This is a genomic window from Sporosarcina ureae, assembly GCF_002101375.1.
Taxonomy (GTDB): domain Bacteria; phylum Bacillota; class Bacilli; order Bacillales_A; family Planococcaceae; genus Sporosarcina; species Sporosarcina ureae_B.
The window spans coordinates 2046225-2071171 of record NZ_CP015207.1; the positions used below are offsets into that span (position 1 = coordinate 2046225).

The window sequence follows — 24947 nt, forward strand, 5'->3', positions numbered from 1 at the left end:
TATAGAAAAGGAGGGAGCACATATGAAAAGAAGAAAAAGAACGGAAATTCTTATTCAAGAAAGTGGCCATCTTGCAAAAATATTTGCTGAAACCATAAAGGCTGCATATGACTGTCGTGAAATTACAGCGCCTCAATATGGAATGACGATGATCAAAATGCGTGAAACGGCTAAGAATTCCTTGTTCTATATGGGTGAAGTCCTGGTAACGGAAGCAAAAGTGGAAATTGCCAATCGCATCGGCATCGGCATTGTCGCGGGGATGGAAGAGGAGCTTGCTAAGCATTTGGCAATCATCGATGCAGCGTATAAAGCCGAATTGCCTGAAACGTTTCTATGGGAACCCCAGTTGATTGCTGCTGAGGATGAAATCAGAAAAGAAGAAGCAAGACGACAAGCAGAATTAATCGGTACAAAAGTCAATTTTGAAACGATGGAAATATAATTACTTACTTGAAACAAAGTAGACAGGAGAGAGAGTATGGCGATTGATCAAGTACATGATTTGCAATATGTCTATCGTAAATTACTGCATAGTATGTCACGACCTGGCACGATTTCATCCATTACTGAACCGATGAAACAAATGGATTATTCTATTCCGTGCAGTGAAGCTTTACTTTTAACTGCCATGGCATTATTGGATGGAGAGGCCACTTTCCATATTATATCCAATGAACACCAAGAGCTAATAGAAAAGATATCGGAATATACGTCTGCTAAATATGCAGCCATTCATGAAGCAGATTTTGTCATAGTCCTTTACGAAGACAATGAGCAAGAGATACAACATGCTATGGAACGTTGTAAAATCGGTTCTCTCATCGATCCACAGCAATCTTCCACTTGGCTTGTTGAAAGTCCTGTTTTACAAAATGATGGTCAAACGGTTTTAAAAGGTCCGGGTATTCAAACGGAAGTGCTCTTGCAAACAGGATTTCCAGAAGTATTATGGCAAGCGCGAAATCAGCGAACGAAAGAATTTCCGATGGGAATCGACTTGATTTTTATAGATCAAGATTCACAAATTGCTTGCGTACCCAGAACAACGGCAGTGGCATGTAAGGAGGTGGGATAAGTGGGTTATGTTCCTGTAAAAGGAGGCACAGAGGCGATAGAGGCTTCTATCAAACGAGTGAAGTTTGAACGGCTCAAAGGGGAAGCCATCCTTGAAATAGAAACTATTTTGTCGACGATGAGAGCTTTGGTTGATCAAGTCATGTCGGAAAGTAGTTTATATTCACCGCAATTGGCGGCATTGGCGATCAAGCAAGCAGAGGGAAGCATGGAAGAAGCAGTATTCCTTATGCGTGCCCACCGATCTACCTTGCCGAGATTGTATTACAGCCAGTCAGTTGAAACAGAAGCGATGTTTGTAGAACGAAGAATTTCTGCAAGCTTTAAAGATATACCAGGCGGTCAATTATTGGGTGCCACGTATGACTATACACATCGGCTTTTAGATTTTGATTTGATCAATGAAAAAAAAGCTGATAATACGCATTGGCTGCACAGCTATGCTAAAGAACTTCAAGAGGTGAAAGTGGAAGAAACGATTGAACGCTATCCGAAAGTTGTAGAGTACCTTCGTAAAGAAGGATTGTTTGAACAATATGAAATGGATAATACAGAACCTGAAGATATTACGAAAAGAAGTTTGGAATTTCCGGCAAGCCGCAGTGCGAGACTGCAAGTCCTGACCCGCGGACAAACAGGTGCGCTCACTTCTTTGGCATATGCCTCGTTGCGTGGATATGGAGAAGTCCATCCTACTGTAGGTGAAGTGCGTGTAGGTTCACTACCGATTTACGTTAAGCATCCGAACGAAGAAGATGGTTCAGCGGACGAAGAGTTTTATATAGGTGACATTCAAGTAACCGAAGTAGAATCGTTTGTGCCCGTCAATGTGAAAAATGAACACAATGAAGACGAACTGGAATTTGAGATTGGGTATGGGATTTGTTATGGACAAAATGAAACCAAAACGATTGCAATGAGTATTCTCGATCAATGTCTAGAACACCTAAATGATGAATTTCCAACGCATGATGAAGAATTTGTACTGCTTCACATTGATTCAGTGGAATCCAGTGGGTTTATTTCCCACTTGAAGCTACCACATTACGTGACGTTCCAATCTAAATTAGACAGTATTCGGCAAGTGAAGAAAGGGGTGCAGGTCAATGAAGGCTAACACGCATTTTGCTTTTTTTGATGAAGGTTCAAAAAAAGAAATTCGTCGCGCTACTCTAAAAGCTGTAGCGATTCCAGGCTATCAAGTGCCATTTGCTTCTAGGGAAATGCCCATTGCACGAGGCTGGGGAACAGGTGGTTTGCAGCTTACACTTTCTCTTATTGGCCAAACAGATGTGCTGAAAGTGATCGACCAAGGCTCTGATGAATCGGTCAATGCAGTGAGTATCAAAAAGCTAGTTCAAGATACAACGGGTGTACAACTGACAGAGTGTACAGAGCAAGCGGACATCATTCAATCAAGGCACCGGATTCCGGAATGTTCATTGACGAAAGAGCAAATTCTTGTGTTACAAGTACCGATACCAGAACCTCTGCGTGCCATTGAAGCTAGAGAGTATGTGACAAAATGTATGCACGCAGAAGATGATTATAGTGGTGCATGGCTGATGTTGTTCGAGCAAATTATGAAGTATGGAAAAACGGCGACAACTGCTGATCATCCCGTGTCCGTTCACGATCGTTATGTCATGGCGCCAAGCCCGATTCCAAGATTCGACAACCCAAAAATGAATCATTCTGAAGCATTGATCCTTCTGGGAGCAGGAAGAGAAAAGAAAATATATGCTGTACCGCCATATACATCCGTCAAATCGTTAGCTTTTGATGATTATCCATTTACTGTCGAATCTTTTGAAGGAGCTCATTGTCATTTATGTGGAGCAGTAGATGTTTTCCTGGATGAACTCATAGATCACGAAAAGAGTGAAACGATTTATCAGTGCAACGATTCGGCTTATTGTATAGAACAATTAAACAAACAAGAGAAAGTCGAGGTGGAAAGCACATATGCATGAAACTCCGATTTTACAGGTTAAGAATTTGTGTAAGCAATATGGCACGGGCTGTCTTGTATGCCGAGATATACAGCAAAATAGTTTGGAGAAAAATTACTGTAAAAATTGTGGAACAGTTTTTGCCGTGCGAGACGTCTCTTTAGATCTTTATCGTGGAGAAATTTTGGGGATTGTTGGAGAAAGTGGAAGTGGCAAATCGACGATGATGCAGTGCTTATATTTTGATACCGACATCACATCCGGAGCGGCATACATTAACCGACCGGGGAAAGAAAACGAAAATGTTTTTGAATTATCCTCTCAGCAAAAGCGGTTGATTCGAAATCATGATTATGGCATGGTGTATCAAAATCCCGTCCACGGGCTGAAGATGAACTTTTCATCGATTGGCAATATAGCGGAAAAATTAATTGCGGCAGGAAATCGAAATGTGTCGGATATGGAGGCCACAGGAAAAAGGTTGCTTACGAATGTTCATATTCCGTTGCATCGCATGAAAGAGGAACCTGAAAATTTTTCGGGTGGGATGCAGCAACGCGTACAAATTGCTAAAGCGTTATCGAATAACCCACCTATTTTGTTTTTGGATGAAGTAACAACTGGGCTAGACTTGTCGGTGCAAGCAAATGTACTAGATTTAATCAAAAAAATCCAAAGAGAGCTACAAATCAGCATGATCGTGGTGTCACATGATTTGGCAGTGATTCGGATGCTGGCTGACCGTACTATTGTCATGTTAAACGGCGAAATAATTGAAGAAGGTTTGACAGATCAAGTTTTAGAAGACCCACAACATGCGTATACACAACAACTGGTGTACTCATTACTATAGGAGGAGCTGCTGATATGTATGTAATCCACAATGGGAATATCATAACGGAAAATGAAATACTTGAAGGTTTTGCGGTTGTTGTAGAAGGAGAATTCATTCAAGATATCATCCCCCAGGAAGACGTTATGAAATTTCCTGAAGCTAACCGGATAGATGCCGGCGGCGGATTTATTTCTCCGGGGTTTATTGACATTCATTCTGATTATATTGAAACCATTGCATCGCCAAGACCTTCTTGCATGATGGATTTCGATTTAAGTTTGCGAGAGGCTGAAAAAATTTTGGTCAGTCACGGGATTACGACTATGTTTCACTCCCTGTCCTTTTATGGGGAAGACGTCTTTACAAAGAAAACGATGCACCATCCAAAGAATATCCAGCGTATGATCGATGCCATCCATTCCACACATAGGAATTTGCACTTGATCCGTCATCGTTTACATGCACGATTTGAGATTGACAATATGGATGGTGTGGCGAGTCTTGTGCAGAATATAGAAGATGACAAAGTACATTTGCTCTCTTTTATGGATCATACGCCGGGACAAGGGCAATATCGTAATTTAGAAGTGTACCGTGAAACTTTAAAAGGATACCGCGATCTATCGGATTCAGACATCAATGTGCTGATCGCGGAAAGACAAACAACAGAGTCTCTAACGACTGAAAACATTAAGGGAATAGCAGAGATTGCTGCGAAGAAAGGTATTGCCATTGCCTCTCATGATGATGACAATACTCAAAAACTCGAATTAGTGAAAACCTTTGGTACGACCATTAGCGAATTTCCGATTACGTTAGAAGTTGCGAAGAAAGCGAAAGAACTTGGCTTGCATACGATTGCGGGTGCTCCCAATGTTTTACTCGGTGGTTCACATTCTGGCAATTTATCTGCAACAGAAGCAATTCGTCACGGTTGTGTAGATATTTTATGCAGTGACTATTATCCAGCGGGTCTCTTGCATGCGGTCTTTGCATTGCATGAGCAATATGGCAACGATCTGCACAAAATGTTCTTGATGGTTACATTGAATCCGGCGAAAGCAGTTCGAATAGATGATGAATTGGGATCCATTAAAATTGGGAAGAAAGCCGACCTGCTAGTCATTGAGAGAATGGATGACGGTTATCCGATGTTGACGACGACAATGGTAAACGGAAAGCTAATTACGAAAACAAATTACCGCACAAACTAATGTAATTGGAGAGGAGCATCATCGTGATGTCCATACTGAAAATCGCTGGATTCGGCAAACGTTTCACTATTCATCATTTAGACAAAACCATGTCAGCTACAGAGAATATTCATTTTTCCTTAGAAGCTGGTGAGTTCATTGGTATTGTGGGAAAAAGTGGGAGTGGGAAATCAACGATCTTAAAAAGTATTTACCGTACGTATTTACCCGATGAAGGTGAGATCCTATACGACTCACAGAGCTTTGGACTTGTGGACTTGTCACAAGTGAGCGATCGACAAATGCTGTACTTGCGTAAATACGAAATAGGTTATGTATCTCAATTTTTAAATGTTATGCCAAGGACAACTTGCCGACAGTTAGTGACCAATGCGTTGCTGGAAATGGGGGAATCTGAAATAACAGCCAATGTTGAATCTGAAAAAACGTTAGCTCATTTCGAACTGGATCCCAAACTATGGGACAGTTATCCAAATACCTTCTCGGGCGGCGAGAAATTACGCTTGAACATTGCCATGGCTACGGTGAAAAAACCTAGGCTATTATTGCTTGATGAGCCGACTGCTAGTTTAGATCAGCAATCAAAAGTAAGAGTTCGTGAAATGATAGAAAAACTAAAGAAAAATGGAACAACGCTTGTAGGGATTTTCCATGATATAGAGTTCATGGAAGGGTTATGTGACAAAGTATTCGACATGAAGGCGAAAAAACTCGTGCTAGATAATAAGGTGGGTGTTGGTTCTGAAAGCTGATTTACATGTTCATAGTCACTATTCAGATGGCTCGGATTCTGTTTCTACTGTTTTTCAAAAGGCTGTACAGGCTGGCTTAACACATATTAGTTTTGTCGATCATGACACCGTAGCCGGATGGGAAGAAATCCGAACTGCAAGTAAGGAATTTGGCATCATGGCACTACCCGGAGTTGAAATATCAGCTTATGATTTCCGGCGGCAACGGAAGGTACATGTGCTTGGTTACAACTATGATTCCGATGCAGTACATATCCAATCGATTTGCCAACCTTTACTAGAAAGAAGGCATGCTCACTCGCTTTGGCAAATAGAACAAATCATAAAGGCCGGTTATTTGCTTGACAAGGATAGAATTCTTGAATCAGCGAAATCTTCCGGAACAATTTACAAACAACATATTATGAAAGAGCTGACGGAAGATCCGTTTACTTCCGTTGCCTATCAACAATTATATAAAGAGTTATTTAAAGGACAGGGTATCGCTTCAGGTGATATAGAATACATCGATGTGTATGATGCCGTGGAAGCCATTAAAGCTGACAGCGGATTGGCTGTAATTGCGCATCCAGGTCAGCTGGATTCATATGATTTGATCCCTGAATTGGTGGAGGCTGGACTTGACGGTATTGAACGCCATCACTTTGATCATACAGCCGAAGATCGTAGACGAGTTGAAGAACTAGCCGAACAGTATCATCTGTTAATGACAGGCGGCTCAGATTTTCACGGTGCATTTGGGAAAGAAATTGAAGTGGGCGATATTGTGAGTCCTTCCAATTTTTAAGGGGCAGATAAAAATGGTGTAAAGAGTCTATAAAGATCCTGTAAATACGCACCTTGCGTTATCTTTCTGTGTTTCAATAAAGTGGAGTAACCAGTTGAAGAGGAGTGAACTTGATGAAGAAATTGAATTCGGTCTTTGCAATACTTGCGTCAGTCACCTTACTAATGTCTGCATGTTCAAGTGGCCAAGCAGGGGCGGAAAAAAAAGAAGTGGATGACGTTATCAGTATCGTCTGGTATCCGAATGAATCGGGAAATGACATGAAAACTGCACGAGATGAAATTGGAAAAGCTGTCGAGGAAACAACCGGGAAATCGGTAGAGCACAAATTGACGACTGATTATGCAATTGCAATTGAAACTATGGTGAATAATAACGCGGATCTTGCCTACATGGGTGCGCAAGGGTATGTCCAAGCGAATAAAGGAAATGAAGCGAATAAGCCGTTAGTCGTTTCCACTGGCCCGTCTGGTACATTGGACGATGCCTTATATTATAGTTGGCTTGCAGTAGACATAGAGGATCAAGAAAATTTTAAAGTAAACGGTGAATTTTCTTTAGATACATTAGCGGAGAAAAGCATTTCATTTGTTTCAAATAGCTCAACTTCAGGGTTTGTGATTCCTTCCTCAACGATAATTGAGCATTTTGCTGAAAGTAAGAAGTATGGAAACTTGAATTCCGAAGATCTAATGGAGGGTGGCCCTCTATTTTCACAAGTCTTATTCGGTAATTCCCATCAAGGTTCAGCGGTGAATGTATTGAATGACAGTTCAGACGTGGCGGCTTTTTGTGATACGTGTGTCGAATCCTATGTAGACGTGGTAGAAGGTGAAGAGAATGAAGTGGGATCAGTATATAAAGTGAAAAAAGATGCAGCTGAGCCATTTAATCGTGTAGTCGGTAAGGAATTCACCCTAATGGAAGTAACGCCTGTACTAAACGCTCCATTTGTTGCGAATACGAATGTTCTTGGTCAAGAAGACTTTGATAAATTACAAAAACTATTCATTTCAGATGAATTTGCCAATAACGAAGAAATCTTCGTCCCGAAAGATTCTAATGCAGCAGGCTTATTCTATAAAACAGAAGAAGAGCGTTTTGAGCCAGTTGAAGACGCTTGGTTTAACCCGGTCCGAAATCTTTTTAATGAATAGGTAAGTCTAATCAAAGCGTGCATAGAATTGTACGCTTTGATTGTATATATATTCGAATAAAAGAGGAGCGAGAAGATATGTCTTTATTAACAGTAGAACAACTTGGGAAATCATATAACAATCAAACGAAAGTCTTGCAAAATGTAAACTTTGAAGTGGAAGCTGGTGAATTCATTTCAATCATCGGTCCTTCAGGCGCGGGAAAGTCTACCTTGCTTCGATGCATCAATCGAATGGTTGACATTGATGAAGGCGCAGTCGTCTTTGATGGAGCAGATGTAGGGACGTTGAACAAAAAGGAATTGCGAAAGTTGCGAACGGATATCGGTATGGTGTTTCAGCATTATAATTTGGTGCCCAGATTATCTGTCATTGAAAACGTTCTACATGGTCGATTTGGGTATAAAACGACACTACAAGGAGTTATGGGCAGATTTACAGAGGAAGAAAAAGAGCGAGCATTTTATTTGTTAGAAAAACTGGGGATTGCTGATCATGCCTATAAGCGCTGTGATCAACTAAGTGGGGGACAGCAACAGCGAGTTGGCATTGCACGTGCATTGATCCAAGAACCTAAAATTGTTTTATGCGATGAGCCTATCGCTTCTCTTGATCCGAATGCTTCTAAAATCATCATGGATCATTTGAAGTCCATCACCGTGGAACTTGGTATTTCATGTATCGTGAATCTGCATCAAGTTGAAGTGGCACGCGATTATTCAGATCGTATTATAGGGCTCAGGCAAGGACAAGTAGTCTTTGATGAGATGAGTCATCGATTGACTATGGAACGAACGGATGTCATTTACGGTACTAAGACAAAGCCTGTGCCAGTAGTAAGAAAACTAGCAACGGTATGAGGAGCTAACTATTGTGAATGAAAATAGAATGCGATACAAGAAAAACCAACAGATGATCGTAGTGGTCCTTCTTCTAACATTATTAACATATCTGTCATCCGTGATCACAGACTTTAATATTTTACATGGACTTGCGACGTTACCAGAAGCTTTTATATGGATATTTTCCAACTTGGTGATCACTGATGAATCACTTGAACGTATGCCAACCATTCTAGACAAATTACTTGAAACTATCCTCATGTCTATTGCGGCAACAACAACAGCTACTATTCTATCACTTTTCTTAGGAGTGATGGGCTCAAAATCGGTGGGGACGAGCAAGGGGCTTGGCATTCTGGCAAGGTTTATAGCATCGCTTTCAAGGAACATCCCCGTAGTAGCCTGGGCATTGATTTTACTTCTATCGTTTGGGCAGAACTCTTTGACAGGGTATCTCGCTTTGTTCGTTGGTTCCGTCGGTTTTCTAACTCGGGCGTTCATTGAGGTCATTGATGAGTCGAGTCAAAGTGCGGTAGAAGCGTTACAAGCAACAGGCGCAACATATATCCAAATTATTATGAAAGCGGTCATTCCTGAGTGCTTGCCACAAATGATTAGTTGGATACTGTTTATGATTGAAACGAATATACGCAATGCTACGTTGGTAGGAATCTTGACAGGGACAGGGATCGGCTACACATTTGACTTGTATTATAAAACACTCAATTATCATGGAGTGGCATTAGTAACTGTCAGTATCGTCGTGGCTGTCATCCTCATTGAACTACTATCAAACCATGTACGGAAGGTGATTCTGTAATGCAAGCGACAACACATATCAAGCGGCGGAGTGATGGTCGGATTAGTATAAAGTCGGGCAATCAAGTACAGCTTGTAATGCAGTTGACTATACTCCTTCTAACTGTATTGACTATCATAGCCTTCCTATTCTTTGATTATACAGGGCTCGACATCCAACAAGCTATCCAAGAAACAGCCTATAATTTACGGGTTATGTTTTTAGAACCGGCCCTCAGTCATTTCGGTTGGGGAGAAGCCTTCTATCAAGTGAGTATCACGCTTGGACTCGCCTTTTTATCAACGATTCTGGGAGCCATTCTTTCGTTTTTTCTAGCACTGACTGCAGCAACTAATTTGACCAATGAATGGATCACTAAAATTGTTCGTGTTTTTTTGGCCTTTATCCGTGCCGTCCCAACGGTTTTATGGGTATTAATCTTTGCCATTGCAGCTGGATTAGGAAGTGAAGCGGCAGTGCTTGGCATGCTGTTTCATTCTATTGCGTATTTAGTAAAAGCTTATTCTGAAGCGTTTGAGGAAGTGGACAAAGGAATTATCGAGGCGTTAAGAGCTACGGGTGCGGGTTGGTGGCATATTGTAGTACATGCCATACTCCCTTCGACATTTACATATCTTATGTCCTGGACTTTTCTGCGGTTTGAAATTAACTTTGCGGTAGCAGTTGCAATGGGAGCGGCAGCTGGAGCTGGAGGTATCGGTTTCGAGATGTTTATGGCTTCGAGCTTCTACTTTGATTTGCGTGAAGTAGGAATGATTACATATATGATCCTAGTACTAGCGATAGTATTGGAGATCATCTCCACATTGCTGAAAAACCGCTATTTTCCTGCAAGTATGAAAAATTGAGTTCTCTACTTCTCCTTGTAAATGGGAGAATAGTATGTACACTGAAGGCCAACTCAAGGGGAGTTGGCCTTCAGTGTTTCTTTATTCCGTGATTAAAGTTGGTATCTAAATTATCCATTATATTGCTTTGTTTTTTGGAAGAATTCTGCTAGTACAAGTTGCTAAGTAATCAGAAAAGCCTGAACGGTCGATACCGGACAGGCTTTTGCTTTTATAATGCATTAATGGCCTCTTTAATCGATGTAGCGCCACCAATTACTTGGAACTCTTTGCCGATTGTTGAGTCGTTTTCTAAACAAGCGATAATGACTTCCGCTATATCATCCCGTGGTACTTCCTTTGGTTCGACAGTAGTCGCGGCTTCAACTTTACCTGTTCCTTTGTCATTTGTTAAAGCACCTGGATGAATCATTGTATAGTCTAGATCAGTCGTGCGTAACCATTCATCTGCGTAGTGTTTTGCCACAACGTAAGGAGCAAATGATTCCGACGCTTCCTGGATTGCTTTACGTGTAGTGTCGTATGAACTAATCATGATGAAGCGTTTAACATTGGCTTTTTCTGCAGCTTGTATAGTTTTGATAGCGCCATCGAGGTCAATCATCATAGTTTTATCTGGACCTGTTTTGGGGCCGGAGCCTGCTGTGAAGACGATGGCATCTACATCATCTGCTGCCTTTACGATGTCGTTTACTTCGCCTTCAAGATCTACAAGTACGGTTTCAGCCCCGATCTTCTCAAAGTGTTCCGCTTGTTCCTGCTTACGGATCATTGCCTTTGCTTCAAGCGTATCGCTATCTTGAATCAATGATACTAGCTGCTTTCCGATTTGACCGTTTGCACCTACAACTAATACTTTCACTGTATTTTCATCCTTTCGATATATAAATATAATAAATGTACCTTCTTACTATACCCGTCCTATTCCATTACAAAACTGTACATTGGTATTCAGGTTGCTATAATACGTGTACGATTACTTATTTTATTAGGAGTAGAACTTATGAATATCAAATTAATGTGGCGTCAATTCTATCAATCGGAAGCGGCCAGAATTGTATTTATTGCAATCATGACAGCTCTTACCGGTGAATTGAAAGTGATGCCGTTTGACGGAGAAATGTTCCGTTTTGCGCTTGGTGGTATTGTATTCTTTTTACTGATTCTCATCTATCCGCCTGTTTCAGTTTTGCGTACAGGGTTCGTTACAGCAGTTACTGTAGTCGTATTTCGCGTAATGAAAGAGCTATGGTTTGGCGCTGCTTTGTCTGATAGTTTACTACTGCATATGCCAGTGTTTTTATTTTACTTTATCGTAGCGATAGGTTGGCATGTTGTAGGGCTTGAAAAGTATAAGTCTTTCCCACTTCGACTGGGAGCGTTAGCTTTCTTATTTGAAGTAGTTAGCAATACGTCTGAGCACGCATTGCGTAACTGGTGGTTGCATAGTTCACTGCTTAATAGTCAAGAATGGGGAGTACTAGTAGGGGTCGCATTATTGCGTAGTTTTTTCACAGTGGGGTTATATAGTTCTGTGGCATTGTCGAAAGAGAAGCAGCGTGTAGAAGAGATGCTCGGGGTAGGCTCAGAACTATATGTGGAAGCATTGTATTTGCAAAAATCCATGAATCATATAGAACAAATCACCGCGTCAAGTCATGATCTGTACCGCAAGCTCAAAAAAGAGAATCAACGGGAGCTTAGCACCCAGGCATTACACATCGCGCAGGAAATCCACGAAGTGAAAAAGGATTCTCAGCGTATTTTAGCTGGATTGTCAAAGTGGACAACGCGGCAGCAGATAGAAGTGTTTTACTTATCTGATTTACTCGACATGGTCGTCACTGCAAATGAAAAGTACAGTGAAATGATTGGTAAGGAATGCGTATTAGAAACTACAATTAATGAGGATTTTCAAACGGGTCAGCACGTACCTTTACTTGCCGTGTTGAACAATTTGACAGCGAATGCCGTAGAAGCGATTGAAAGAAAAGGCCGTATATTCATTACAATTGACAGTGATAAGGAATGGGTGCATTTTAGTGTACATGATACAGGAAAAGGAATTCCTATTGAACATGAAGACGTGATTTTTGAACCGGGTTATACAACGAAATTTACGGATCAAGGAACGGCAGCAACAGGTATCGGGTTATCGCATGTTTCCGCAATTATTGATGCGATGCAAGGTACTATTGATGTAGAACGTCTGGATAAAGGACTGAACGTAACCGTGAAAATCCCTATGGAATCCATCATGAAGGAGATAGAAGCATGAGGTATTTTATTGTAGATGATGACAAAGCAAGCCGCGTGATGCTGAAAAACATCCTGACCGAGCAAGAAGGAATGGTAATTGGAGAGGCGGATAGTGGAGTAAAAGCTATCCCTCAAATCTTATCCTTGGCTCCAGACGTTGTACTGATTGATTTATTAATGCCTGAATTGGACGGAATTGAAACCATTCAACAGTTGAAGACAGAAGGCTACAGTGGACAATTCATTATGTTGAGCCAAGTGGTCAATAAAGAAATGGTTGGAGAAGCTTATCAAGTCGGTGTAGAGTTCTTCATACATAAGCCGATCAATCAAATAGAAGTGCAAAGTATAGTCCGACGTACATCGGAACAGCTACGCCTGAAAAATTCCTTACTAACGATTCGGGAATCATTGGCGCAATTCGCTTCCGTTGAGCAGCCAAAAGTGCAACAACCGGTAAAAGATATTGTCCTAAAGAAGCTACACGATATGGGAATCTTCAGTGACAGTGCGAGCCGCGACATCGTAGCCATTATGGAAGTATTAACCGAACGACGAGCTATTCAGCTACCGCCTTTAAAAGGACTATATGAAGACACCTTAACTAAACTAGGTGTACCTGACCAAGATATTCCCAAAGAGAGCAAGGCAATGGAGCAAAGAATTCGTCGGGCGATTCTGACCGCAATAGAACATTTAGCATCACTTGGGGCAGTGGATTATACGATAGATGAATTTGAATACTATGCACCGCGTTTTTTTGATTTCCAAGAGATTAGTCTGCGAATGAAACAGATTCAAGAAGAAATTTACGATATTAAGCCTATCAAAGTGAACAGTAAAAAGTTTCTGCATGTTTTATATATGGAGACAGTGGAAGAACGAAAATAGTTTTTGTAGGATATTGTAGAATTTTGTAGGATCCCCGTAAGATATGAATAAGTTACTGAAAGAAAGCGTTTTCAGAGAACGTCAAAGGGGGATTATCGATGAAAAAGATATTTAAATTGTCTTTGGCTTACCAAATATTGATTGGATTGGTTTTAGGTATTGCAGTCGGTGCAATCTTCTACGGTAATCCTAGCGTAGAAAAGTATTTGCAGCCAATCGGCACGATGTTTATCAATATGATTAAAATGATTGTTGTACCTATTATTATTTCAACGTTAGTAATTGGAGTAGCGGGTACAGGTGATATTAAGAAATTAGGAAAGCTTGGCGGTAAAACGCTTTTATATTTTGAAATTGTTACAACGATTGCGATTGTTGTTGGTCTTATGTCAGCTAATATTTTCAAACCGGGTGAGGGCATTGATATGTCTTCTCTTGAAAAAGGTGACATTTCGCAATATGTTCAAACAACAGAAGAAGTGCAGAATGGCGGCTTTATGGATGTATTGGTCAGCATTGTACCAAGTAATATCGTAGACTCGATGGCAAATGGTGATATGTTGCCAATCATTTTCTTCTCTGTATTATTTGGATTAGGTGTAGCGGCAATCGGAGAGCGCGGCAAACCGGTACTGGATGTTTTCCAAGGGGTCGCGGACGCGATGTTCTGGGTAACGAATATGATTATGAAATTCGCACCGTTTGGTGTATTCGCGTTAATTGGTGTAACGGTGTCCAAATTCGGTTTGGAATCACTCATTCCGATGGGGAAATTAATGGTTCTCGTATATGCTACGATGATATTCTTCATCGTCGTCGTGTTAGGCGGAATCGCGAAGATGGTCGGCGTGAACATCTTCCACTTCATGAAGATTTTGAAGGACGAATTAATTCTGGCGTTTTCTACTTCCAGTTCGGAAACCGTGTTACCGAAAGTAATGGAGAAAATGCAAAAGTTCGGTTGTCCAAAAGATATCGTATCTTTCGTAGTACCAACTGGCTATTCGTTTAACCTAGATGGATCTACACTTTATCAGGCACTGGCGGCAATGTTTATTGCGCAAATGTATGGAATTCAGCTGAGTATTACGGAACAAATTACATTAGTATTAGTGCTGATGATTACGTCTAAAGGAATTGCGGGCGTACCTGGTGTATCTTTCGTCGTGTTACTTGCAACGCTTGGAACAGTGGGTATTCCACTTGAAGGATTGGCATTCATCGCGGGTATCGACCGTTTGCTAGATATGGCACGTACAGTAGTTAACGTAGTCGGAAACGCACTTGCAACAGTAGTACTGTCGAAGTGGGAAGGTCGCTTTGGTGAGGAACCTGAGAAAGTAGAACGCGAACCACAATTTGTCTTTGCAGAAGAGAAATTAGTTTAATGAAAGGCTGTCCTCGTGAGTGAGGACAGTTTTTTTGTGGAGTTTATGACGTCGAGCTGGCATTGTGACGGCATTCAATTGTAGGAATGCTTGATTTGTTATATGATTAGCAGTATGGAATAACAAGAGTGCGGTTTTTACTAAGGAGGAAATGAAGTAATGAGCAATCAGCAAAATGATTTTACGAAATGGTATATCGACACAATCCAGAAAGCGGATTTGATGGATTATACACCAGTGCGCGGATGTATCGCGTTTAAACCGGACGGCTATGAAATCTGGGAGCATATTCAAGATGAAATGAATCGTCGTTTTAAAGAAACGGGTCACCGTAACGCATATTTTCCAATGCTAATTCCGGAGTCGTTTTTCGAAAAAGAAAAAGATCATATTGAAGGATTTTCTCCAGAACTGCCATGGGTAACAGAAGCAGCTGGCGAGAAATTGGAAGAACGTTTAGCGTTACGTCCGACATCTGAAACGATGATTGGCCATTTATATTCCGACTGGATCAAGAGCTATCGTGACCTTCCTGTACTGATCAACCAGTGGGCAAACGTATTCCGCTGGGAGAAAAAGACGCTACCATTCATTCGTACGTCAGAATTTTTGTGGCAAGAAGGACATACTGCACACGTAGATGAAGAAGAAGCGCGCCATGAAACGATGCAAATGTTGGAAATCTACAAAGAAGTTGTAGAAGATCTACTAGCGATTCCTGTATATGACGGTCAGAAAACACCATCTGAGCGTTTTGCGGGTGCTATTGATACATTCTCGATTGAAGCTATGATGAAAGATGGTAAAGCAGTACAAGCCGGAACTTCACATTACCTTGGGACGAAGTTTGCGGAAGCATTTGATATCAAATACTTAACAAAAGAAAATAAGCATCAGTTCGTGCATACAACATCTTGGGGAACATCAACACGCTTGATCGGTTCGGTTATCATGGTACATGGTGACGAGCAAGGTCTTGTATTGCCTCCGCGCGTTGCACCGACACAAGTCGTGCTAATCCCAGTTGGTCCTTGGAAGAAGAACCCGGCGATCATGGAAAAATTGGACGAAATCTACGCTGAATTGAAATCTAAAGGCATTCGTGTCCGTTTAGATGATTCTGATCAGTCTCCAGGTTACAAGTTCAATGAGTATGAATTAAAAGGTGTTCCAGTACGTCTAGAACTTGGGCCACGTGATCTTGAAAACAATCAAGCATTGATGAAAGCGCGTGATGGCGGCGAGAAAGTGGCAGTGGATCTAGCTGAAGCTGTGGCGAGCATCGAGCAAGAACTACAGACGATGCAGAAGCGATTGCTTGAAAATGCTCGTACGTTCCGTGACGAAAATTCTCATACAAACATCGACACGCTGGATGAGCTGAAGAAGCATATTGAAGATAGCGCGACTAACGGAGTAACTCCGGGCTGGATCCTTGCAGGCTGGTGCGGCGATGACACATGTGAAGAGCATGTCAAAGATGAATCGAAGTTTACGACACGTAATATTCCGTTCAACCCACCAGCAGAGAAATCTACTTGTATTAACTGTGGAAATGAGTCGAAGCATACAGTTTGGTTTGCAAGAGCGTACTAATAGAGAAATCAAAAGCTGTCCCACGAAGTTTTCGTGGGACAGCTTTTTTGGTGATTTAAAGTACAAATACTGTAGAGAGTGAAGTGGTGTTGTGTTGGGGATTGAAGCTCCAGCTGGCGGACGCTTTCCCATGGGCCCGCGGTGAGCCAACCAGGTCGCAGGCTCCCTTTTGGTTGTCTCACCTGATCGGGCTGATCCATCGGGAGCCGCCAGCTTCCGCTTCCATCCTACATTGATAGTGCGGGTACTTAGATCACTCACTGTAGGTAGTATGTGAATTATTGTTTTGCCTTAACTTATTTAGATTCAAGTACTGAAATTCAAAAGCTATTACAGCATTTACTTTAATGTACAACCAAAAGTATCAATCACTCATGTTGTAAGGGATTGGCGCGTAGTGGGGGCTTTTGCGAGTTAAAGCGAAGTGTTAGGAGCACATCTTTGGACTCAACCCCCCAACACAATAGCCAGCCTTTTTTTGATATTAGTCGTCCAGCTTTAACCCTTTCAATGCATCCGCAAATGGATTGTTAACAGGTTCATCATCATTGTTCTTCTTCAAATACTTCTGCACATCGCGCTTGTTGACTTTACCTTTTGAATCTTTCTCACGCCGCGATTTGAACGTAGAAAGCTTTTCGCGATAACCACACTTACACGTAAAGATTTGCCCGTCGCCTTCGCCGCGAAGCTCCATCTTCTTCTTACATTGTGGACAGCGTGCGTTCGTGACACGGGAGACGTTTTTACGGTGACCACATTCACGATCCTGACAAACGAGCATCTTGCCATGCTTGCCATTTACTTCAAGCATCGGCTTACCGCAGTCCGGACATGTTTTCGTAGAAATATTATCATGCTTGAACTTCGCTTCGCTCGCTTTAATCTCTGAAACAATTTCTTTTGTATAGCCTTTCATTTCATTAATGAAATCTTCTTTTTTCAGTTGCCCTTTGGCTATCTTCTCTAGTTTCAACTCCCATTCAGCTGTCAGCAAAGGAGACTTCAATTCATCCGGTACTAATTCAAGCAACTGTTTTCCTTTGTTCGTGACATGGATGTCTTTCCCACGCTTTTCAATTAGGAAGGAGTTGAAGAGTTTGTCGATAATATCAGCACGTGTGGCGACCGTCCCGAGTCCACCTGTGGATTTCAATGTATCTGCCAATTTCTTATCCTGTGTGCCCATATATTTCGTTGGGTTTTCCATGGCAGATAATAGTGTGGCTTCATTGAATCGGGCAGGGGGCTTCGTTTGTCCAGATGTTTCTTTGATGAGTTTGATGTCTAACTGATCGCCTGCTACGAGCTTAGGTAACAATTGTTCTTTCGTGTCCTGTTCAGTTTCTTCTTCGTCAAATTGGTTGTTATACACTTCTTTCCAACCAGCAGCCAAAATCGTTTTTCCGCGCGCTGTGAAACGTTCGTCTGCTATTTTTGCATGAACCGTTAATTGTTCGTATTCATGTGCTGGGAACAGAACAGCTAAGAATCGCTTGACGACTAGATCATATATTTTCCGCTCACGATCGGACAATTTGTCGAGTAATACGATTTCTTCTGTCGGAATGATGGCGTGGTGATCGGATACTTTGCTGTCGTCAACAAAAGACTTACTCGTCTTAATCGGTTTCTTCAGTATTTTATTCGTAAGTGAACGATATTCGCCTATGCCGACTGTTTTCAAACGCTCAGGAAGTGTGGCAACGAGATCGCTTGAAAGGAAACGGGAATCGGTGCGTGGATAGGTAAGTATTTTATGTTGTTCATATAATTTCTGCATGATGTTGAGTGTATCTTTTGCTGAGTAGCCGAACATTTTGTTGGCGTCACGCTGTAATTCAGTCAAATCGTAAAGACCTGGTGAGAATGTCTTTTTCGCTTTCTTCTCGATATTTTCAATTACAGCTTGTTTTCCATCGGATTTTTTGACGATAGCAGATAGTTTGTCACGGTCGAATGAACGAGTATCACCTGTTTTTGCATCCTGCCACGTCAGTTTTAAGTTCGAGTCAGACTGTGCTTCGATGCCGTAAAATGTTTTAGGGCGGAAGGTGTTAATCTCTTCTTCACGCTGTGCAATGATTGCAACGACAGGTGTCTGCACACGTCCACAGTTAAGTTGTGCGTTAAACTTGGTTGTCAGTGCACGCGTGGCATTAAGACCGATATACCAATCGGCTTCTGAACGTGCGACTGCTGCTTCAAATAAATTTTCGTAAGCCTTGCCCGGTTTTAACTGGGCGAAACCATCTTTAATGGCTTTGTCTGTTACGGAGGAAATCCACAGACGTTTGATCGGCTTCTTAACCTTCGCTTTTTCGATAATCCAACGAGCAACTAATTCTCCTTCACGTCCAGCATCTGTACCGATAATGATATCTGCAACGTCCGTGCGGAGCAACTGCGCTTTTACGGCATTGTATTGTTTGCTCGTTTGTTTGATGACCGTAAGTTTCAAATCCTCAGGCATCATCGGTAGATCATCTAGTTTCCACGTCTTGAATTTCGTATCGTAATTCTCTGGATCAGCGAGCGTCACCAAGTGTCCGAGCGCCCACGTCACGATATATTTATCGCCTTCTAAATAGCCATTACCTTTTTTATTGCAGTTAAGTACACGGGCAATATCCCGTGCCACGGAAGGTTTCTCCGCCAGTACTACACTTTTTTTCATATAATGAACTCCTTTTTATATACATGTCGAAAAACTCCTCAAACAGATAAGGTTAAAGACCTTATGCTATATGAAGGAGTTACTTACTAAAAAGTGTAAACCAGACCGGAAGTTTCGTCAATTAAGGTGGATGCATACTTTCTGTGAGTTCATTGTATTAACAAGATGCCTCCTAAGCAGAGAACAGAATTCCAGATGGAGTGAAAATACAAGACTGAACGTATGATTTTTTTGTATACTATGAGTAACACTATAGAAACGAGGGATTTCAATGTCAGAATTAAAAGATCGTTTAATGGCCGATATAAGGACAGCAATGAAGGAAAAAGACACGATGAAAAAAGGCGTCATTAATTTATTGCGTGCAGGTCTACAAAATGAATCGATTGAATTAAAGCGCGAACTGACGAAAGAAGAAGAAATCAAAATCGTTCAGCGTGAGCTTAAGCAAACAAAACAATCGCTCGATGAAGGTCAAAAAGCCAATCGTGAAGACATCGTGGAAGCAGAAAAAGCGAAGATTGCGATTGTCGAATCTTACTTGCCGAAGCAAATGAATGTGGAAGAAGTAAAAGAATTGATTGCTTCATTAGGCATTCCACAAGACGCATCAATGGGTCAGACAATCGGTGTTGTAATGAAGGAAGTTGCTGGTCGTGCGGAAGGAAAGACTGTTTCGCAGGCGGTGAAAGAGTATTTGCAGAATTGAACTATTAATAAGGAACTGGACGACAAGTCGTGTACTTGTCATCCAGTTCTTTTATTTTTCAAATGAAGCCCGTAATACGTAAACCACATCGTATTCTTTTAATTCGTCCAAGGAGCCTTCTTTTTGTTCATAAAAATCGTTAGATAGCGTACTAGTCGGTGATCCTTCTGTCGTAGATGTATAGATAATACCAGCCAACAACATGTTATCTGATAGAAGTAAACCTTCTTGTGGATTGGTAGTAAATAGAGTGGCCATGTCGTTCATACTCTTTAGTTGTTCTTGATTGCGAACACTTGCCGAGCCTTTAGCGTCGCTTATGCTTGCGGAAAATAATAATTCTTCTTCGAGTGTTTGTGTGACCGTCAAAACGATGCTACCTTTCGTTGATTCTCCAGGCAGCGGAGTGGATAACTCGCTGATCGGTTCTGCAACCTTCTTACCTTTTTTGTACTTTTCTACCCAAAGAGTTACCTTTTTATAGTTTTGATCAGCTGTATAATCAAAGACAAATGCGATATTGGCAGCTGTTTCAAGTATTTGTTTTTCCCGATCCGTAAGTTCAGGCATCGTCAATTTATTCGTATCAGTTGCTGCACAAGCGCTGAGAAATAATATACAGCTTAAGAGCGCTATACTCATCCATTTTTTCATCGTATATGCCTCCTTATCTTTACATTTTATTATAACATTTTACAGTATTGTCTGAAATGTTCGAGTGTTGTTGTGTATTTTACAAGAAATATGTCGATTTGTGATAAATAAGTAATAGTTAACTAGAAATAATAAATAAATCGTACCCATAAAAAGAAATTGATAGGACTGTCACAGCTTATATACTGTCGTACATTCTTTGATATCAATACATGTATATGAAGTGGAAGTGACAAGTTATATTGAAGAGTTGAATGAATTCAGTAGGTATATTTCTTAAATGAAAATTAAATATAGTATTTAATTTTCATATTAATCTTTACTATTTCATAAAGAATGATAAAGTTGAAAGATAACTGTCTACTTGCTTGTTAATAAAAAGGTAGGCAAATGATAAAATGGAGTGGTAATTTTGATGAAAAATGCTGTAATGGAAAAAGAAAAACAACAAGAAGGAATTATGCAAATTCCCGAATGGTGGACTTGTCCAGAAGGGCATGAAGAATTACAAAAAGCTGCACATGCGTTAGGCAAGAAAGAACTGCTACCGCGTGCACTTATTTCTGATCAAGAGAAAATGTATCCGCGCGAAAGTTTACGTGAAGTGGCGAAGTCTGGTTATTCGGCTGTTACCATCCCAGTTGAAGCGGGTGGTCTGAAAGACGGATTCACAGCATTCGCAGTTCTTTCCGAAAGCTTTGCGCATTATTGCCCGTCTACGACGATGTGCTGGGTTATGCATATGACAACAGCGCATACAATCTATGAAGCGGGAACAGAAGAACAGCGTCAACGTTTATTGCCACGCCTGCGTGACGGGCAAATCGGTGGCCTAGCGTTTAGCGAAAGAGCGACAGGAGGGCACTTCTGGAATATCGGTAGTAAAGCGATACGAAAAGCAAACGGTTATTTGTTGGATGCAGAAAAGTCATTCGTCACAAGTGGTGGAGAAGCAGACTTTTATTTAGTTGCAACGACATCACCTGAAACAGATGATCCCGATAATTTGATGTTCTTGTTGGTAGAAAATGATCAGCAGGGTGTCGAAGCATTTCCGTTTGATGCAATGGGGCTACGCGGCAATGCAAGTGGTCCGATGAACTTTAAAGAGGTGCAAGTTGCTCTTGAAAACCGTATTGGTGGCGAAGGCGGTATGGGCTATTTCAATGACAACACGATCGATCCTCTATTCTTATTAGGTTCAGCAGCTTGCTGGGTTGGTATTGCACAAGGTGCTTTGAATATGGCAACAGATGGCGCTAAACGCAGGGTACACGCAGATACAGGTTCATCCGTTACAGATTATCAAGTGATTCGTCATGAGTTGGCGAAGGCGCAAATTAAAGTCGATAGCGCACGTAGTATGTTGTATCGTACAACAGAAGCGATGGACCGTTGTAATAAAGAAGGTAAGGAATTATCGGAGTGTTTATATCCATTATGGCAGCTGAAGACGCATGCAGCAGATATGGTGATTGATGTTACCAATTCAGCGTTGCAAGTGTCAGGTGGCCGTGGTTATATGACGGGTCAGGTAGAGAAGTTTGTCCGTGACGGGCGTGCTGGTGCTATTATGGGGCCGACAAACGAAGTGTTGCGTGAGTGGATTGGCCGTACCATGATAGAAGTACCTTGGATGGATTAATTGAATACAATTAAACAGTCACCGGCAGAGTATATCTGCGGGTGACTGTTTGTGGTTTTTATAGATAAATATCGTCGTGCGTAGGCGAGTATTGTGCGATTTTGCTCATTAATCCGTATAAAGCGCTCTACGTGTTCGGTTAACTGCTCTAAGAGGGTGTCCAAGCGCTCTATCAGGCACCACAAACGCTCATACCTGCCATGTAACCGCTCAATACGTACAACGATCAAACTGTAAGCGCTACTCCAACAACCCTTGTTCTCTCAAAAATGCCTCTGCTACTTTTTTCGCGTTAGCACCTTCCGCGTTCACTTGATAATTCATTTCACGCATTTCCTCGTCCGTTACGATTCCAGCAAGGCTATTTAACGCATCCTCAAGTTCGGGATACTTCATCAACGTATCTTTTCGAAGCAATGGTGCGCCTTGATACGGAGGGAACAGTTCTTTGTCGTCTTTGAGAACTGACAAATCATATTCGCGTAGCTCGCTATCAGTCGAATAGGCGTCCATCAAGTTGATTTCGCCAGTCTCTATAGCTTGATAGCGCAGCTTCGGTTCCATCGTTTGGATGGAAGGGAACGTAATGTCATAAAGCTTTTGAATGCCGAGGTATCCATCTTCCCGGTCATTAAATTCGAGAGTGAAGCCCGCTTTTACAGCCTGTTCAACTGCGGCTAGATCAGAAATTGTTTTGAGTCCGTACTCTTCTTGGAATGCTTTGGAAACGGCAAGAGTATACGTATTATTGAAAGACATCGGTGTCAGGAATGTCATATTAAATTGTTCATCTAATCCTTTTCGAGCTTGCTCATACACTTCGTCACGGTCGTTGCTGACAGCTTTATCCTTCAAGAACTCGGATATAGCCGTACCTGTAAACTCAGGGTACAAATCGATGCTTCCTGATTTCAGTGCATTGAAGACGAATGACGTTTTACCGAGACCTGGTTTTAATTCCACAGAGAGATCAGTTTGGTCTTCAATTAATAGTTTGTACATGTTAATAAGAATTTCGGGTTCTGCGCCAAGCTTGGCACCAATGACTATTTCTTGTTTGGAGTTACCGCCTATGAATGGAGCCGCAATCATCAAGACCGCTACAATAACGAAAGTTACAAATGCGGTAATCGCTTTTCTGAACGAAAGACCTTCGAATGTCTTTAGTAGGAAATCGAAGAATAGTGCAAGTAATGCTGCAGGGATAGCGCCTAGCACGATTAATGATGGATTATTACGATCGATTCCAAGTAAGATCAATTCACCTAAGCCACCAGCGCCAATCAAAGCAGCTAATGTTGCGGTTCCGACGATTAGTACCATGGAAGTACGAATACCTGCCATGATAATTGGCATTGCTAGCGGTAATTCGACTTTCATCAGCCTTTTTCGGGTATTCATTCCCATCGCAGTCGCTGCTTCTTTAAGTGAAGGGTCGACCTCTTTAATGCCCGTATATGTATTGCGCAAGATAGGCAACAACGCATAGACGACTAACGCTATAATTGCAGGTACTTTTCCTATACCGAATAAGGGAATCAATAGACCGAGCAGCGCAAGAGAAGGGATTGTCTGCAATACAGCACTTGCGCCAATGACAGATTCCGCCATTTTTCGCCGATTTGTCAAATAGATGCCAAGTGGAACAGCAATCAACACGGCAATTAATAAGGAGATTAATGAAATTTGAATATGTTCGATCAGAGCTTCTAGTAATTGACCACGCCGATTTTGAAGAACATCTAGAAAACTATTCATTAGATATTCCTCCTTTCAGTGACTGCTCCGCTAGGAAATGTAGAATTCCTTTTCGGGTAACCATACCAATAACTTGTCCATTTTGTTTAATCGCAACTTGATCTTCAGAAGCTAAGAACTGCAAGAGTGGTCCCCATTCAGAATCAATGGGAATTGCAAAAGACAGTGATAGATCTGTCGGGATTTCTTCTATATGATCCGCAATAGAAAATGTGCGGGCCGCAGCTGATGCTGTAAATTCACGCACGAACGGTGATGCAGGTTTGGTGAGAATTTCTTGCGGTGTTGCAACTTGCTCAATTTTACCTTCATTCATGATACAGACACGATCGCCTAATTTAAATGCTTCCTGTAGATCATGCGTAACAAATACAATAGTCTTTTGAATTCTATGCTGTAAGTCCAGCAGATCATCCTGAAGTTTCAAGCGACTAATTGGATCCAGTGCGCTGAATGGTTCATCCATTAATAGAATATCTGGGTCTGCCGCCAGTGCGCGTACAACGCCTACTCGCTGTTGCTGACCGCCTGACAATTCATTCGGTTTACGCTTTCGGTACACTTCGGGATCTAATCCGACCATTTCAAGTAGTTCCGTTATACGTGCGCGGATATCTTTCTTTTTCCACCCTACCAGTTCAGGGACAATTGCAATGTTTTCTTCGATTGTCATATGCGGAAACAAGGCGATTTGTTGTAATACATAGCCGATTTGCCAACGAAGCTCATGGATTGGATAATCACTGATTCGCTTGCCATCGAGCCAAATCGTACCTTTTGTAAGTGGAATCAGTCGGTTGATCATCTTAAGCGTAGTGGTCTTCCCGCAACCACTTGGTCCCACTAGTACAAGAAACTCCCCGCGCTGAATTTCTAAATTCACTGATTCCACGACTAAGCGTGACATATCATAACTCTTTGAAACATCTTCAAAACGAATCATCGAATCCCTCCCTTTTTATTATGATTTTCACATAGTGTCAGAAAAATAGGAAGTTATATCCCTTTAAAAAGAATAACGCATTGTAATATACCGTTCATTCTCCGTTCATCTTCGTAAGATAATATATGAGTATAAAGAATAAA

23 protein-coding genes are annotated in these 24947 nt (G+C 41.5%); 18 read left to right on the forward strand and 5 right to left on the reverse strand.

What is annotated here, in order from left to right; translation table 11 throughout:
• Nucleotides 1-22 precede the first annotated feature (22 nt).
• From phnG to SporoP8_RS10165, 12 genes are all read left to right on the forward strand, one after another.
• Nucleotides 23-445, forward strand: a complete 423-nt coding sequence (gene phnG / locus SporoP8_RS10110) for a phosphonate C-P lyase system protein PhnG (RefSeq protein ID WP_085132376.1) — start codon at nucleotides 23-25, stop codon at nucleotides 443-445.
• A gap of 36 nt (nucleotides 446-481) precedes the next feature.
• Complete coding sequence (phnH, locus tag SporoP8_RS10115; RefSeq protein ID WP_085132377.1) at nucleotides 482-1078, forward strand: phosphonate C-P lyase system protein PhnH; 597 nt, start codon at nucleotides 482-484, stop codon at nucleotides 1076-1078.
• On the forward strand, nucleotides 1079-2194 hold the full coding sequence (locus SporoP8_RS10120; protein WP_085132378.1) for a carbon-phosphorus lyase complex subunit PhnI: 1116 nt from the start codon (nucleotides 1079-1081) through the stop codon (nucleotides 2192-2194). It begins immediately after the preceding gene.
• Nucleotides 2184-3050 carry an alpha-D-ribose 1-methylphosphonate 5-phosphate C-P-lyase PhnJ gene (locus SporoP8_RS10125; protein WP_085132379.1) on the forward strand — a complete coding sequence of 289 codons (867 nt, stop codon included), beginning with the start codon at nucleotides 2184-2186 and terminating at the stop codon, nucleotides 3048-3050. Before SporoP8_RS10120 ends, SporoP8_RS10125 begins: the two co-directional genes overlap by 11 nt.
• Nucleotides 3043-3882: an ATP-binding cassette domain-containing protein gene (locus SporoP8_RS10130; RefSeq protein ID WP_085132380.1), complete on the forward strand. Its 840-nt coding sequence runs from the start codon at nucleotides 3043-3045 to the stop codon at nucleotides 3880-3882. The genes SporoP8_RS10125 and SporoP8_RS10130 overlap by 8 nt, the downstream gene beginning before the upstream one ends.
• A gap of 14 nt (nucleotides 3883-3896) precedes the next feature.
• Nucleotides 3897-5078 carry a phosphonate metabolism protein PhnM gene (phnM, locus tag SporoP8_RS10135; RefSeq protein ID WP_085132381.1) on the forward strand — a complete coding sequence of 394 codons (1182 nt, stop codon included), beginning with the start codon at nucleotides 3897-3899 and terminating at the stop codon, nucleotides 5076-5078.
• A 26-nt stretch (nucleotides 5079-5104) separates the two neighbouring features.
• Nucleotides 5105-5830 (forward strand): phosphonate C-P lyase system protein PhnL, encoded by a 726-nt coding sequence (locus tag SporoP8_RS10140; protein ID WP_085132382.1) that lies wholly within the window; start codon nucleotides 5105-5107, stop codon nucleotides 5828-5830.
• Nucleotides 5820-6617 (forward strand): PHP domain-containing protein, encoded by a 798-nt coding sequence (locus tag SporoP8_RS10145; protein ID WP_085133608.1) that lies wholly within the window; start codon nucleotides 5820-5822, stop codon nucleotides 6615-6617. Before SporoP8_RS10140 ends, SporoP8_RS10145 begins: the two co-directional genes overlap by 11 nt.
• 113 nt (nucleotides 6618-6730) lie before the next feature.
• Nucleotides 6731-7774, forward strand: a complete 1044-nt coding sequence (locus SporoP8_RS10150) for a PhnD/SsuA/transferrin family substrate-binding protein (RefSeq protein WP_085132383.1) — start codon at nucleotides 6731-6733, stop codon at nucleotides 7772-7774.
• Between the two features lie 77 nt (nucleotides 7775-7851).
• Nucleotides 7852-8634, forward strand: a complete 783-nt coding sequence (gene phnC / locus SporoP8_RS10155) for a phosphonate ABC transporter ATP-binding protein (protein WP_085132384.1) — start codon at nucleotides 7852-7854, stop codon at nucleotides 8632-8634.
• Nucleotides 8635-8647: 13 nt separating this feature from the next.
• On the forward strand, nucleotides 8648-9436 hold the full coding sequence (locus SporoP8_RS10160) for a PhnE/PtxC family ABC transporter permease (RefSeq protein WP_085132385.1): 789 nt from the start codon (nucleotides 8648-8650) through the stop codon (nucleotides 9434-9436).
• The gene (locus tag SporoP8_RS10165) at nucleotides 9436-10284 is read left to right on the forward strand and encodes an ABC transporter permease subunit (RefSeq protein WP_085132386.1); all 849 of its coding nucleotides are present in this window, start codon (nucleotides 9436-9438) and stop codon (nucleotides 10282-10284) included. Before SporoP8_RS10160 ends, SporoP8_RS10165 begins: the two co-directional genes overlap by 1 nt.
• A 211-nt stretch (nucleotides 10285-10495) precedes the next feature.
• Here SporoP8_RS10165 and SporoP8_RS10170 read toward each other — a convergent pair whose 3' ends face one another.
• Nucleotides 10496-11146 carry an SDR family oxidoreductase gene (locus SporoP8_RS10170; protein ID WP_085132387.1) on the reverse strand — a complete coding sequence of 217 codons (651 nt, stop codon included), beginning with the start codon at nucleotides 11144-11146 and terminating at the stop codon, nucleotides 10496-10498.
• A 141-nt stretch (nucleotides 11147-11287) separates the two neighbouring features.
• On the opposite strand from SporoP8_RS10170, the gene SporoP8_RS10175 reads away from it, so the two are divergent.
• The 4 genes from SporoP8_RS10175 (at nucleotide 11288) to proS (ending at nucleotide 16418) form a co-directional block, all read left to right on the forward strand.
• Nucleotides 11288-12562, forward strand: coding sequence for a sensor histidine kinase (locus SporoP8_RS10175; protein WP_085132388.1), 1275 nt, complete (start codon nucleotides 11288-11290; stop codon nucleotides 12560-12562).
• Nucleotides 12559-13434: a response regulator gene (locus tag SporoP8_RS10180; protein WP_085132389.1), complete on the forward strand. Its 876-nt coding sequence runs from the start codon at nucleotides 12559-12561 to the stop codon at nucleotides 13432-13434. The genes SporoP8_RS10175 and SporoP8_RS10180 overlap by 4 nt, the downstream gene beginning before the upstream one ends.
• 98 nt (nucleotides 13435-13532) lie before the next feature.
• The gene (locus tag SporoP8_RS10185; RefSeq protein ID WP_085132390.1) at nucleotides 13533-14822 is read left to right on the forward strand and encodes a cation:dicarboxylate symporter family transporter; all 1290 of its coding nucleotides are present in this window, start codon (nucleotides 13533-13535) and stop codon (nucleotides 14820-14822) included.
• Nucleotides 14823-14981: 159 nt separating this feature from the next.
• Nucleotides 14982-16418 carry a proline--tRNA ligase gene (gene proS / locus SporoP8_RS10190; protein ID WP_085132391.1) on the forward strand — a complete coding sequence of 479 codons (1437 nt, stop codon included), beginning with the start codon at nucleotides 14982-14984 and terminating at the stop codon, nucleotides 16416-16418.
• Between the two features lie 484 nt (nucleotides 16419-16902).
• Here the strand turns inward: proS and SporoP8_RS10195 are convergent, their stop codons facing one another.
• Entirely contained in the window at nucleotides 16903-19095 is a 2193-nt protein-coding gene (locus tag SporoP8_RS10195) for a DNA topoisomerase III (RefSeq protein WP_085132392.1), read from the reverse strand.
• A 271-nt stretch (nucleotides 19096-19366) separates the two neighbouring features.
• Between SporoP8_RS10195 and SporoP8_RS10200 the strand changes: the two genes are divergently transcribed.
• Complete coding sequence (locus SporoP8_RS10200; protein WP_085132393.1) at nucleotides 19367-19804, forward strand: GatB/YqeY domain-containing protein; 438 nt, start codon at nucleotides 19367-19369, stop codon at nucleotides 19802-19804.
• A gap of 51 nt (nucleotides 19805-19855) precedes the next feature.
• On the opposite strand, the gene SporoP8_RS10205 is transcribed toward SporoP8_RS10200, so the two are convergent.
• On the reverse strand, nucleotides 19856-20458 hold the full coding sequence (locus SporoP8_RS10205; RefSeq protein ID WP_085132394.1) for a hypothetical protein: 603 nt from the start codon (nucleotides 20456-20458) through the stop codon (nucleotides 19856-19858).
• Between the two features lie 415 nt (nucleotides 20459-20873).
• On the opposite strand from SporoP8_RS10205, the gene SporoP8_RS10210 reads away from it, so the two are divergent.
• Nucleotides 20874-22103, forward strand: a complete 1230-nt coding sequence (locus SporoP8_RS10210; RefSeq protein WP_232319255.1) for an acyl-CoA dehydrogenase family protein — start codon at nucleotides 20874-20876, stop codon at nucleotides 22101-22103.
• A 240-nt stretch (nucleotides 22104-22343) separates the two neighbouring features.
• Here the strand turns inward: SporoP8_RS10210 and SporoP8_RS10215 are convergent, their stop codons facing one another.
• Together SporoP8_RS10215 and SporoP8_RS10220 are read right to left on the reverse strand one after the other, a co-directional pair.
• A complete protein-coding gene (locus SporoP8_RS10215; RefSeq protein WP_085132395.1) occupies nucleotides 22344-23861 on the reverse strand; it encodes an ABC transporter permease/substrate-binding protein in 1518 nt (505 codons plus the stop codon).
• A complete protein-coding gene (locus SporoP8_RS10220) occupies nucleotides 23854-24804 on the reverse strand; it encodes an ABC transporter ATP-binding protein (protein ID WP_085132396.1) in 951 nt (316 codons plus the stop codon). The genes SporoP8_RS10215 and SporoP8_RS10220 overlap by 8 nt, the downstream gene beginning before the upstream one ends.
• Nucleotides 24805-24947 lie beyond the last annotated feature (143 nt).